Source organism: Kribbella sp. NPDC051770 (genome assembly GCF_040681455.1).
Lineage (GTDB): Bacteria > Actinomycetota > Actinomycetes > Propionibacteriales > Kribbellaceae > Kribbella.
Genome location: NZ_JBFAYT010000005.1, coordinates 87,600 through 99,943 on the forward strand (window position 1 = coordinate 87,600; position 12,344 = coordinate 99,943).

General features: G+C 70.3%; 11 protein-coding genes. 7 read left to right on the forward strand and 4 right to left on the reverse strand.

All coding sequences use genetic code 11. From position 1 onward, the window contains the following. Positions 1-137 precede the first annotated feature (137 nt). Positions 138-1,886, reverse strand: a complete 1,749-nt coding sequence (locus AB0M01_RS18210; RefSeq protein WP_363670769.1) for an ATP-binding cassette domain-containing protein — start codon at positions 1,884-1,886, stop codon at positions 138-140. Positions 1,887-2,064: 178 nt separating this feature from the next. Continuing rightward, a complete protein-coding gene (locus AB0M01_RS18215; RefSeq protein ID WP_363670771.1) occupies positions 2,065-2,844 on the reverse strand; it encodes a DUF1932 domain-containing protein in 780 nt (259 codons plus the stop codon). 88 nt (positions 2,845-2,932) lie between these two features. Between AB0M01_RS18215 and AB0M01_RS18220 the strand changes: the two genes are divergently transcribed. The 7 genes from AB0M01_RS18220 to AB0M01_RS18250 all read left to right on the forward strand — a co-directional run bounded on the left by AB0M01_RS18220 (position 2,933) and on the right by AB0M01_RS18250 (position 8,682). Further along, positions 2,933-3,610 carry a GntR family transcriptional regulator gene (locus tag AB0M01_RS18220; protein WP_363670773.1) on the forward strand — a complete coding sequence of 226 codons (678 nt, stop codon included), beginning with the start codon at positions 2,933-2,935 and terminating at the stop codon, positions 3,608-3,610. A 98-nt stretch (positions 3,611-3,708) separates the two neighbouring features. Beyond that, positions 3,709-4,704, forward strand: a complete 996-nt coding sequence (locus AB0M01_RS18225) for a DUF6282 family protein (RefSeq protein WP_363670775.1) — start codon at positions 3,709-3,711, stop codon at positions 4,702-4,704. Beyond that, positions 4,701-5,417 (forward strand): PIG-L deacetylase family protein, encoded by a 717-nt coding sequence (locus tag AB0M01_RS18230; protein WP_363670777.1) that lies wholly within the window; start codon positions 4,701-4,703, stop codon positions 5,415-5,417. The genes AB0M01_RS18225 and AB0M01_RS18230 overlap by 4 nt, the downstream gene beginning before the upstream one ends. Next, the gene (locus tag AB0M01_RS18235) at positions 5,414-6,049 is read left to right on the forward strand and encodes a 4-carboxy-4-hydroxy-2-oxoadipate aldolase/oxaloacetate decarboxylase (RefSeq protein ID WP_363670779.1); all 636 of its coding nucleotides are present in this window, start codon (positions 5,414-5,416) and stop codon (positions 6,047-6,049) included. The genes AB0M01_RS18230 and AB0M01_RS18235 overlap by 4 nt, the downstream gene beginning before the upstream one ends. Then, a complete protein-coding gene (locus tag AB0M01_RS18240) occupies positions 6,046-6,810 on the forward strand; it encodes an ABC transporter ATP-binding protein (protein ID WP_363670781.1) in 765 nt (254 codons plus the stop codon). Before AB0M01_RS18235 ends, AB0M01_RS18240 begins: the two co-directional genes overlap by 4 nt. Then, positions 6,807-7,658, forward strand: coding sequence for an ABC transporter permease (locus AB0M01_RS18245; protein ID WP_363670783.1), 852 nt, complete (start codon positions 6,807-6,809; stop codon positions 7,656-7,658). The genes AB0M01_RS18240 and AB0M01_RS18245 overlap by 4 nt, the downstream gene beginning before the upstream one ends. Then, positions 7,651-8,682: an ABC transporter substrate-binding protein gene (locus AB0M01_RS18250; RefSeq protein WP_363670785.1), complete on the forward strand. Its 1,032-nt coding sequence runs from the start codon at positions 7,651-7,653 to the stop codon at positions 8,680-8,682. The genes AB0M01_RS18245 and AB0M01_RS18250 overlap by 8 nt, the downstream gene beginning before the upstream one ends. On the opposite strand, the gene AB0M01_RS18255 is transcribed toward AB0M01_RS18250, so the two are convergent. Both AB0M01_RS18255 and AB0M01_RS18260 read right to left on the reverse strand, forming a co-directional pair. After that, positions 8,683-9,996, reverse strand: a complete 1,314-nt coding sequence (locus tag AB0M01_RS18255) for a pitrilysin family protein (protein ID WP_363670787.1) — start codon at positions 9,994-9,996, stop codon at positions 8,683-8,685. It lies immediately after the preceding gene. Next, positions 9,993-12,227 (reverse strand): polyribonucleotide nucleotidyltransferase, encoded by a 2,235-nt coding sequence (locus tag AB0M01_RS18260; RefSeq protein ID WP_363671582.1) that lies wholly within the window; start codon positions 12,225-12,227, stop codon positions 9,993-9,995. Before AB0M01_RS18260 ends, AB0M01_RS18255 begins: the two co-directional genes overlap by 4 nt. Positions 12,228-12,344: the final 117 nt, after the last annotated feature.

Sequence of the window (12,344 nt, forward strand, 5' to 3'; positions counted from 1 at the left end):
CAGTGACAAAAAAGCCTGCCGTAACAAGGAAGTTACTCGACGGGAGAACAGGCCTAGACCTCAGAGCACCTGGAGTGGCCACAGGCGTCCGCCTCGACCATAGACCCATCCGCAGGCCGAAGTCATCAGACCAAAGCTCAGTTCTTCGCCTGATCGGCGAAGAGCTGAGCGAACCGCCCGTCCTGGCGATCGAGCAGTTCGCCGTACCGCCCGACCTGCACCACCACGCCGTCGTCGAGCACGTAAATGCGGTCCATCTCGCGTAGCGTCCAGGCCCGGTGCGACACCACGACGGTGATCCGCTCGTGCCGGGTCCGGCGCAGCTCGGAGAAGATCTCCCGCTCCGCTTCGGCGTCGATCGCCGACGTCGGCTCGTCGAGGATCCAGACCCCGGCTCCGCGCAGGTAGATCCGGGCCAGGGCGAGGCGTTGCCACTGGCCGCCGGAGACGCCGGTTCCGGCCCACTGCTGCCCGAGCTGGGTGTCGAGGCCGGACGGCATCCGATCGGTGAAGGCCTGCGCCTCCGCCGAAACCAGCGCACGGCGTACGGCGTCGTCGGTGACCGGGCCCGGCGCGCCGAGCGCGACCACGTCGCGCAGGCTGAACTCGAACTTGCCGAACTCCTGGACCAGCAGGCCGAAGTGGCCGAGCCGCTCCGACTCGGTCAGGGCAGCAGCGTCGCAGCCGTCGAGCAGAACGCGGCCGCTGGACGGCGCCAGGGTGCCGACGAGGGCATTGACCGCCGTTGTCTTTCCGGCACCGTTGACTCCGACCAGCGCGATCATCTCACCGCGTTCGGCGCGGATGGACACGTGGTGCAGCGCGGGACGGGCCGCGCCGGGATATCTGTAGGAGACGGCATCGAGCTCGACCGACCGCACCGAACGCGCGACCACCTGCGGATCGGCGGGTGGGACCGAGGCGACGAAGCGGCGGTAGCTCCGCGCCTGCGGCGACGCGGTGATGATCGTGCCCAACGCGTACCCACACAGGCGAATCGCGTTCAGCCCCGAGATCGTCCCGGCCACGGCGGCCGCCGTACCGGCCCCGGAGGCGTCAGCGTGGACCAGCGCGACAAGCGCTCCACCGAAGAGCACGGCGGTCGCCAGTGCGGCCGCGAACTCCCACCGCATCGCCGTGCCGATCATCCGGTCCAGCACCTTGGTCGCTTCGGTGCGTCGACCGGCGATCAAGTCCGCGACCTTCCCGCCGGTGCCCAAGACCGCCAGTTCGGTCCCCGAGCGTTGCTGGACAAGCTGCTCGGTCGCGTACGCCGCCCGCCGGTCCGCCGCGGCGACCGCCGGCCAGCCGCGCGCTTCCATCCGTGAGATGCCCGTGAACGCGAGCACCGTCGGTGCGAGCGCGGCGAGGACCAGGATGCCGGACACCGGGTTGATCTCCCCCACCACGGCACACAGCACCGCCGAGGTCACGCCGGCCCCGAGCACCTGGAGCGTCTTGCCCGCCACGGCATCCATCACCGCGGTCGCCGCCTGGCCGGCTTCCAGATCGGTCGTCACGTCGGCCCGGGCCAACCGGCTCGGCGCCAGTCGGGCGGCGGCGTGTGCCAGGTCCACGCGGTACCGCAGCCGGAGCCGCAGCCCCAGGCGCTGCGTCGCCGCCAGCCCGATCTGCCCGAGTGGATACATCCCGCCGACGACCGCCGTCAGCCCGGTCAACGATCCCCACGACGGCCGCCCAGCCGACAGCCCGTCGACCAACCGCTCCAAGAACACCACCTGCGCCGCGGGCAAGGCGGCCTGCACCAGGAGGAGAACCGCCGACACCACCAGCCAGCCGCGTGCCCACCGCGCGGCGTCGCTCAGCGATTCGGTGGCGGTACGGGCGGAGTCCCGGAGGGCGTCACGGGTCGACAGGCCGGACATACAGGTCCTCTTTCATCGCAGGCCGAAGTCCCAGCCGGTGAACCGGCGGGACACGTTGGGCCGCTAAATGCGATGTGATTCTGATCAGCGAATCCAGAGGCAGATAACGTACGGCGGTGTCGCCGCTGCTGATTCTTCCGCACCTGGGCGACTTGCGCACCCCGGCGACGCCCCGGGTCTAGGAGGAGCGCTGCGCCAGCCGGGTCAGCAGGTCTCGGCTGGCTGCTGCCATTGCGGGGGTGACGCCCAGCTCGCGGAGCATTTCTGTGGCCGCGGCCATCTCGTCGGCCCGGCGTACGGCGTGCTGGTGCGTTCCTTCGACCAGGCGGTCCACTGTCGAGGCGTCGGCGCGGGTGAGTTCCTCGGTGATGTTGGCGCGTAGCCAGTCCTCCAGGCCGGCGGCGCGGGCGGCTTGCAGGGCCTCGACGACGGCGGCGGCCCAGCCCTTGAAGAAGACACTGCGAAGGAGTTTGCGCTCGGCGGCGAGGCCGGCTTCTCCTTCGAGTACGTCGACGGACGCGCCCAAGGGTCTGAGGAGTTCGGCGACTTGGGCGGCGGCTGCTCCGCTGGTCAGTAGCGGGGTCCGCAGTCCTCGGCCGGGTACGGGAGCCATGATGGAGACGTCGGCGAACGGTACGCCGGCCTCCGCTGCGACCGCGGCTAGTTCGCGCTTCAGGGCGGGCGACGCTGTGTTCAGGTCGGCCCAGATCCCTGTGCAGCCGTGGAGTCCGGCGCGCAGTGCGTCGAGCGCGGCCTTCGAGCTGTTGACGCTGAGCACGAGATCCGCGCCGGTTGCGGCCGCTGCCTCGTCGGCGGTGTCAGTCACTCCGGCAGGTGCGGGAACGGCTGGGTCGTAGCCGCGGACGACGGCGCCGGCTGCTACAAGATCGAGCGCGATCGCGCTGCCGGCCTCGCCGAACCCCAGCACCGCTACGGTCACCGGAACGTGCTGCGCCATCGACGCCTCCTCTCGACGGTCGGACGCTACACTAAAACCCCGCCAATATTGGCGACAATTTTGGTTTGTGAGATGGAAGGAGCCGGACGTGACAGTGGGCCGCGGCGAGCGGAGTGACGCACCACCGGCGGTGGCCGCCATCCGGGCGGCGATCGTGAGCGGGCAGTTCGTGCCGAACCAGCGACTGGTCGAGGCCGACCTGTCCGAGCAGTTCGCGATCAGCCGGGCCGCCGTGCGCTCGGCGCTGCTCGAGCTGACCAACGAGGGCCTGGTCGAGCGGGTGCAGAACCGCGGCGCCCGGGTCCGCGCGGTGTCGCTCGACGAGGCGATCGAGATCTCCGAGGTGCGGATGGCGCTCGAAGGGCTCTGCGCCGCGAAGGCGGCCGAGCTGGTCACCGCGGAGGAGATCAAGGAGCTGAAGGCGATCGGCAAGGCGATGCGCAAGGCGGTCGCCGGTGGGGACCTGCTCGGGTACTCGCAGCTGAACCAGAACCTGCACCGACGGGTGCGCGAGCTGAGCGGGCAGGAGACCGCCCTGAACGTGCTGGAGCGGCTGCGAGCACAGAGCGTGCGGCACCAGTTCAAGCTCGCGATGCATCCGGGCCGGCCGAACGTGTCGCTGCCCGAGCACCTGGCGATCATCGAGGGCATCTGCACGCACGACCCGGTCGCCGCCGAGGAGGCCGCTCGCGCTCACCTGCGCAGCGTGATCGCCGCCCTGCGCGAGGTCGACCAAGCCGGCAACCGGCTCCACTCCTTGCCCTAGGCAACACCCTGCAGCTCCGGAAGCTCAAAGTAGTCCTTGACGCTTGTCACCAAGATTGTTAACAATTTAGGCGAAAATCTTGGCTGCAGAGGAGCGACATGAGCGAGCATCCGCGTCCGTCCGACCATGCCCGGCTGCTGGTCCGCGGCGCGTACGACGTACACATCCACGTGGCCCCGGACGTGATGCGCCGGCTGATCGACGACGTCACGCTGGCCGACCGGTTCGCCGCCGAGGGGCTGGCCGGGTTCGTGCTGAAGTCCCACTACGTCCCGACCACCGAGCGGGCCGCCGTCGTCCGCCGGGCCCACCCCGGGATCGACGCGGTCGGAGCGATCACGCTGAACGCGTCGGTCGGCGGCCTGAACCCGATCGCCGTCGAGATCGCCGGTCGCGGCGGCGCGAAGGTGGTCTGGCTGCCGACCGTGGACAGCTCGAACCAGCGGCACTGCCAGGCGACCGAGCCCGAGGGCGCCACTCCCCCGATGTGGGCGCAGCTGCAGGACGACCTGCGCGCGGCCGGGATGGCCGCCGAGCCGGTCGAGGTGCTCGACCCCGACGGCACGGTCAACCAGCCGATGCATCAGGTACTGCGGCTGATCGCGAAGCACGACATGGCGCTGGCCACCGGTCACCTGCACCAGGACGAGTCGATCCGGGTGGTCGACGCCGCCGTCGAGGAGGGGGTCCGGCGGATCGTCATCACGCACCCCGAGTTCACCTCGCAGCGGATCGGCCTGGACCGCCAGCGTGACCTGGCCGAGAAGGGCGCGCTGCTCGAGCGCTGCCTGACCACGCCGTACACCGGCAAGGTGGCCTGGGACCTGTGGTTCGGCAACATCCGCGACGCCGGCCCGGAGAACTCCGTGCTGTCCAGCGACCTGGGCCAGCCCTTCAACCCACCCGTCGAGCACGGTCTCGCGCTCTGTGCGGACAAGCTGCTGGCCGCCGGTTTCAGCGACGACGAGATCCGCACGATGGCCGTCCACAACAGCCGCTGGCTGGTCGGCGCACCACCGTTGCCGGACGCCCCTTCCCACCACAGGTCCGCCAGTGCGGCGGCCCCCGACCTGACGGCAGGTTCCCGAGGATGAACGAACGAAGGATGCTCGTGGTCGGCGCGCACAGCGCGGACTTCGTCTGGCGCTCGGCGGGCGCGGTCGCCGCACACACCACAGCCGGGGGCTCGGCCCTGGTCGTCGCCCTCTCGTACGGCGAACGCGGCGAGTCCGGCGAGCTGTGGAAGACCGAGGGCCAGACCGAGGCCAACGTGAAGCGGATCCGGCACGAGGAGGCGACCAAGGCGGCCGCGGCCGTCGGGGCCGACTTCCACGCGCTCGACCTCGGCGACTACCCGCTGGAGGTCGGTCCGGAGGCGAACGACCGGCTGGTCGAGCTGCTGCGCGACTTCGCGCCGCACGTCGTACTGACCCACCCGGACAAGGACCCGTTCAACCCCGATCACCCGGCCGCGCACGCCGCCGTCGCGCGAGCCCGCCTGCTCACGTCGGGCGCCGGTGTCGCCAGCGGTTTCAAGACCGCGCCGCCGACCGAGTTCCTGGCCTTCGAGCCGCACCAGCCGGAGCTGTGCGGGTTCGTCCCCAGCGTCTTCGTGGACATCACGGCCGTCTTCGGCCAGAAGGTGGAGGCGATGCAGCACATGGCCGCCCAGCAGTACCTGCAGGAGTACTACGCGCAGCGCGCCGAGCACCGCGGGAACCACGCCCGCAAGGTGACCGGCAACTCCGCGATCCGCCAGGCCGAGGCGTTCCAGCGCCTGGTCCCGAACGTGGTGGGGGCGCTGTGAGCGTCGACAGCAAGGTCTGCCAGGAGCTGGCCGAGGCCGGCGTGGCCACCGTGTACGAGGCGTACGGGCGGCGCGGGCTGCTCGACGTCGACTGGATCCCGATCGCGCCCGGTCGCAGTGCGGCCGGTCCGGCGCGGATCGCGTTGTGCGGCCAGGACGACAACCGCGCGGTGCACGAGGCGATGTCCCACCTGCAGGCCGGGGAGATCCTGGTCGCGACGATGCCCGAGGCGGCGCCGGTCGCGCTCGTCGGCGACCTGCTGGCGACGCAGGCGGTGGCTCGTCAGGCGGCCGGCGTACTGGTTGATGCGTCGGTACGGGACAGCGCCGATCTGGCGACGTTCGACGTACCGGTGTGGGCGCGCTGGCGGCGGTCGCGGGGCGCGACGAAGAACGAGCGCGGCAGTATCGACGTACCGGTGACGATCGGCGGGACGGTCATCAACCCCGGCGACATCGTCGTCCTGGACGACGACGGCGCGACCGTCGTCGCGGCAGCCGATGTGGACAGCCTGCTGGTGGCGGTCCGCGAGCGGCTGGCCAAGGAGGACGGGCTGCGCCGGCGCTGGGCCGCCGGTGAGCTGAGCTACGACGCCTACGGGCTACGTGCCGAGGACGAGGCACGGGCATGACCGCCGTACTGCAGGCAGACGGGCTGGGTCAGCAGTTCCAGAAGGACGACGAGGCCGTCGTCGCGCTGCGGGACTTCTCGCTGAGCATCGAGGAGGGCAGCTTCGTCTCCGTGCTCGGTCGCAGTGGTTGCGGCAAGTCGACGATGCTCAACCTGCTGGCCGGTCTGACCCGGCCGAGCCAGGGCGGCGTGCGATACCGCGACAAGCTGCTCGACGGGCCGGACGTCGAGATCGGCTATCTCACCCAGTCCGACACGTTGATGCCGTGGCGCGACGTACTGCGCAACGTCGAGATGCCGCTGGAGATCCAGGGTGTCCCGGCCGCCAAACGCAAGCAGGTCGCGAGCGAGCTGGTACGCCGGGTCGGCCTGGCCGGCTTCGAGAAGCACTACCCGCGCGAGCTGTCCGGCGGCATGCGGCGCCGGGCCAGCCTCGCCCGGATGCTGGCCGGTTCGCCCGAGACGCTGCTGCTGGACGAGCCGTTCGGCGCGCTCGACGCGCAGCTGCGGACCGAGCTGCAGGAGGAGCTGCTCACGCTCTGGCAGGGCAGCGGCCAGACGGTGGTGTTCGTGACGCACGACATCGAGGAGGCGCTGCTGCTCGGCGACCGGGTGATCGTGCTCGGCCGGCTCGGCCGCATCCTGCTCGACCGGCCGGTCGACCTGGACCGGCCGCGGCCTGTCGACGAGGTGCGCGTCGACCCACGGTTCGTCGCGCTGCACGCCGAGCTGGCGGCGGCGCTGAAGGAGGGGACGCGATGAGCGCCACCCGAGTCGACCACAGCCCAGCTGAGGACTTGGGCCACGGCCCGGTCCGGATCGCCGTACCGCGGACCTGGTGGCAGCGGCACGGCATCACCACGACCGTCTGGCTCGTCCGGGTGGCCATCGTCGTCGCCGTCCTCGTGCTGTGGGAGCTCGCGGCCGACCGGTGGATCGACATCACCTTCATCAGCCGGCCGAGCGACATCGTGCAGCGGCTCGGCGAGTGGAGCGGTGACGGTACGCTCTGGTCGAACTCGTGGATCACCATCCAGGAGATCGTCTACGGCTTCCTGCTCGGGGCCGCCGCCGGAGCGCTGGCCGGGTTCGTGCTCGCGTCGCTGAGCTTCGTGTACCGGGTGCTCGACCCGTTCGTGATGGCGCTGTACTCGATCCCGAAGGTCGCGCTGGCGCCGCTGTTCATCGTCTGGTTCGGCATCGGCATGCACATGAAGGTGCTGCTGGCCGCCGCGACCGTGTTCTTCCTGGTCTTCCTGAACACCGCGGCCGGCGTCCGCGACGTCGACCGCGGCCTGATCGACGCGGTCCGGCTGATGGGTGGCACCCGCTGGGACGTCGCCCGCCGGGTGGTCCTGCCGTCGTCGATGACCGGGGTCCTGACCGGGCTCAAGGTCGCGATCCCGTACGCGCTGATCGGCGCGGTGATCGGTGAGCTGGTCGCGTCCAACCGCGGCCTGGGCTACCTGATCAACGACGCCGCGTCGCAGTTCGACACCGCGGGCGTGTTCGCGACGCTGGTGGTGCTGAGCGTCATCGCCGGCGTGCTGAACGTCCTGGTCGGGCTGGTCGGCAAGCGCGTCAACCGCTGGAAGCCGATCGATGACTGAGCGGCTCGGACGCCGGAGCGTCCTCAAGGGGCTGGCCGCCGTACCGGTCGTGCTGGCCGCGGGCGGCTGCGCGCAACGCCACTCGACCACGCCGCCCGGCGTGCTGAACATCGGCCAGATCAGCAACTCGGTCGCGTTCCTGCCGCTGTTCGTCGCCGAGAAGAACGGCTACTTCACCCAGGAGGGCATCACGCTCGGCGACCGGCCGCGGCTGGGCACCGGCGCGAAGGTCGCGGCGGCGCTCAAGTCCGGCAGCGTCGACCTGGGCGCGGGCGTCATCACCGACGCCTTCAACCTGGGCAAGATCGACGAGGGGATGCGGATCGTGTCCAGCCTGGTCACCGAGTACTACGTCGACATCGTGGTCCCGCCGTGGTTTCGCGGACCGACCGACTCCGCCCCGATCGAGCAGAAGATCGCCGCGCTGGTCGGCAAGTCGATCGGGATCACCGGACCGGCGAGTGGGACCGAGGCGCTGGTCACCTACCTGTTCCGCAGCATCGGGCGGAACGCGACCACCGACTCGACCCTGGTGAATCTCGGCAGCGCGACCACGTCGGCGATCGGTGCGCTGAAGTCGCGCCGGGTGGACGCGCTCGCGTTCTTCCAGCCGATCGCGCAGCAGGCCGCCGCGGCCAAGGTCGGCAGCGTGTACATCTCGCCTGCCCGTGGCGACGTCCCGAGTCTGCGCGGTGCACTGCACGGCGTCGTGTTCAGCACCAAGAAGCTGCTCGACCGCAAGCACGACGAGCTGGCCGGGTTCCAGCGCGCGATGCAGCGGGCGCTGGACGACATCCACGGCGACCCGAAGAAGGCCCGGGCGCTGCTCGGCGCCTACCTCAAGGACAGCAACCCGGCCGCGCTCGACGCGCTGGTGCCGATCCTGGCCAAGGAGGTGCCGGCGTCCCCCGCCGTCGAGCGGGGGCCGTACGACATCGCGCTGAAGTTCCACCTGGACAGCGGGCTGATCAAGAAGGGCCCGGAGTACGCGGCCGTCGTGCGGGACCTGCCGCCGCTCGCCTGATCAGAGGTCGAACGCCGTGGTGGACTCGTCGAACGGGCCCATCACGGTCAGGGCCGGCGTCCCGGCGTACAGCTCGGTGGCCAGCTGGTGCACGTCGTCGAGGGTGACGGCGTCGATCCGGTCCAGGATCTCGTCGACGGTCGGCAGCTCGCCGTAGACGAGCTCGGCCTTCGCGATCCGGGTCATCTTGGCGCCGGTGTCCTCCATGCCCATCACCACCGAGCCGCGCATCTGGCCCTTGCCGCGGAGCAGTTCGTCGGGCGTGATGCCGCCGGCCGCGATCGTCTCCAGCTCGCCCCGGATCACGTCCAGCACCTCGGGCGCCTTCTTCGGCAGGCAGCCGGCGTACACGCCGACCATGCCGGAGTCGGCGTACGCCGAACCGAAGGTGAACACCGAGTACGCCAGGCCGCGCTTCTCGCGGACCTCCTGGAACAGCCGCGACGACATGCCGCCGCCGACGATTCCGTGCAGCACGCCGGCGACGTACCGGCGGTCGTCGTTGCGGACCAGGCCGGGCATGCCGAGCACCAGGTGTGCCTGCTCGACGTCGCGGTGGTGCACCTGCACTCCCCCGTACGTCGGGAGCCGGCGACCCGACCCCTTGCGCACCGGAGCGGGCTCCGCCTCGCCGGTGACCCAGTGCCGCTCGAACGCCTTGCGGACCAGGCGAACGACGTCCGCGTGCTCCACGTTGCCGGCCACCGAGACGACGATGTTCTCCGGGCGGTAGCGGCGCCGGTACCAGCCGATCACCTGGCGGCGGGTCAGCCCGGCCACCGACTCCGGCGTACCGGTGATGGAGCGGCCGAGCGGGGTCGGGCCCCACAGCTGCTCGGCGAACAGGTCGTGGATGTGGTCGGAGGTCTCGTCGGCGTGCATCGCGATCTCCTCGTCGATCACGTCACGCTCGGACTCCACGTCCTCCGGCGTCAGCGTCGCCGAGGTGATCATGTCGCAGATCACGTCGACGGCCAGCGGGAGGTCGGAGTCCAGCACCCGCGCGTAGTAGCAGGTGTACTCCTTGCCGGTGAAGGCGTTCATCTCCCCGCCGACCGCGTCCAGCGACGCGGAGATCTCCAGCGCGTCGCGGCGTTCGGTGCCCTTGAACAGCAGGTGCTCGAGGAAGTGCGTGGCGCCGGACAGCTGCACCGGTTCGTCGCGCGAACCGACCCCGACCCAGACGCCGAAGGTGACCGAGCGGAAGCCCGGTACGGACTGGGAGAGCACGCGGAGCCCGGAGGGCAGGACGGTCCGTTTGACCGGACCGCCCTCCTCCGGGCTCAGCAACGTGCTGGTGGCGGCTCGACTCACTCGGCGGCAGCGGCCTCGTTGTCGTCGGCCTTGTCGTCGGCCTTCGCGCCCTCTTCGCCCTCGATCACCGGGATCAGCGACAGCTTGCCCCGGTCGTCGATCTCGGCGATCTCGACCTGCAGCTTCTGGCCGACCGAGAGGATGTCCTCGACGGCCTCGACCCGCTTGCCACCGGCCAGCGGCCGCAGCTTCGAGATGTGCAGCAGACCGTCCTTGCCCGGCAGCAGGCTGATGAACGCCCCGAAGTTGGTCGTCTTCACGACCGTGCCCAGGTAGCGCTCGCCCTTCTCCGGCATGGTCGGGTTGGCGATCGCGTTGATCATCGCGCGCGCCGCGTCGGCCGAGGGGCCGTCCGTCGCACCGATGTACACCGTGCCGTCGTCCTCGATGGAGATGTCGGCACCGGTCTCGTCGGTGATCTGGTTGATCATCTTGCCCTTCGGGCCGATGACCTCTCCGATCTTGTCCACCGGGACCTTCACCGAGATGACCCGCGGCGCGAACTCGCTCATCTCACCCGGTGCGTCGATGGCCTTCGACATCACGTCCAGGATGGTCAGGCGGGCTTCCTTGGCCTGGGTCAGCGCACCGGCCAGGACGCTGGCCGGGATGCCGTCCAGCTTGGTGTCCAGCTGCAGGGCGGTGACGAAGTCCTTGGTGCCGGCGACCTTGAAGTCCATGTCGCCGAACGCGTCCTCCGCGCCCAGGATGTCGGTCAGCGCGACGTACTCGGTCTCGCCGTTGACCTCACCGGAGATGAGGCCCATCGCGATACCCGCGACCGGCGCCTTCAGCGGCACACCGGCCGACAGCAGCGACAGCGTCGAGGCGCAGACCGAACCCATCGAGGTCGAGCCGTTCGAGCCCAGCGCCTCGGAGACCTGACGCAGCGCGTACGGGAAGTCCTCGCGCGACGGCAGCACCGGAACCAGCGCGCGCTCGGCGAGAGCACCGTGGCCGATCTCGCGACGCTTCGGCGAACCGACCCGGCCGGTCTCACCGGTCGAGTACGGCGGGAAGTTGTAGTTGTGCATGTAGCGCTTGCGCGTCTCCGGGGAGAGCGTGTCCAGCTGCTGCTCCATCCGGAGCATGTTCAGCGTGGTGACACCCATGATCTGGGTCTCGCCGCGCTCGAACAGCGCCGAGCCGTGCACCCGCGGGAGCACCTTGACCTGCGCCTTGAGCGGCCGGATGTCGGCCAGCCCGCGGCCGTCGATGCGGATCTTGTCCTTGAGCACGCGCTGCCGGACCAGCTTCTTGGTCAGCGAGCGGAACGCCGCGGACAGCTCCTTCTCGCGGCCCTCGAAGTCGGCGGCCAGCTTGTCGACCACGGCGGCCTTGACGGCGTCGGTGGCCTCCTCGCGGTCGTGCTTGCCGGCGATGGTCAGCGCCTGCGACAGCTCGTCGGTGGCGGCGGCCTCGACGGCGGCGAACGCGTCGTCCTGGTAGTCCGGGAACACCGGGAACTCACCGGTCGGCTTGGACGCGGCGGCGGCCAGCGCGGCCTGCGCCTCGACCAGGGTCTTGATGAAGCCCTTCGAGGCCTCGAGGCCCTCGGCCACGATCTCCTCGGTCGGCGCCTGCTTGCCGGCGGCAACGGCGTCGAAGGTGCCCGGGGTGGACTCGGCCTCGACCATCATGATCGCGACGTCACCGGAGTCGGTGACGCGACCCGCGACCACCATGTCGAAGACGGCGTCCTCGAGCTCGGTGTGGGTCGGGAAGGCCACCCACTGCTTGTCGATCAGGGCGACGCGGGTGGCGCCGATCGGGCCCGAGAACGGCAGCCCGGCGATCTGGGTGGACATCGACGCGGCGTTGATCGCCAGCACGTCGTACAGCTTGTCCGGGTTCAGGGCCAGGACGGTGATGACGACCTGGATCTCGTTGCGCAGGCCGGAGACGAACGACGGCCGCAGCGGGCGGTCGATCAGCCGGCAGGTCAGGATGGCTTCCTCCGACGGTCGGCCCTCACGACGGAAGAACGAGCCCGGGATGCGGCCGGCGGCGTACATCCGCTCCTCGACGTCCACCGTCAGCGGGAAGAAGTCGAACTGGTCCTTGGGCTTCTTGCTGGCCGTGGTGGCCGAGAGCACCATGGTGTCGCCGTCGAGGTAGGCGGCGGCCGAGCCGGCCGCCTGCTGGGCCAGCCGGCCCGTCTCGAAGCGGATGGTGCGGGTGCCGAAGCTGCCGTTGTCGATCACGGCTTCGGCGTACTGAGCGCCCTCCATGGGCGCGGTGGTGGATCCCGTCACGGGATACCCCTCTCTCACTCTGAGACGACGTGAGGCGCGGGCTCCGGGGGTGTGCCGGTCTTCGATCGAGGCCCGCGGGGGATTTCGCTCCCG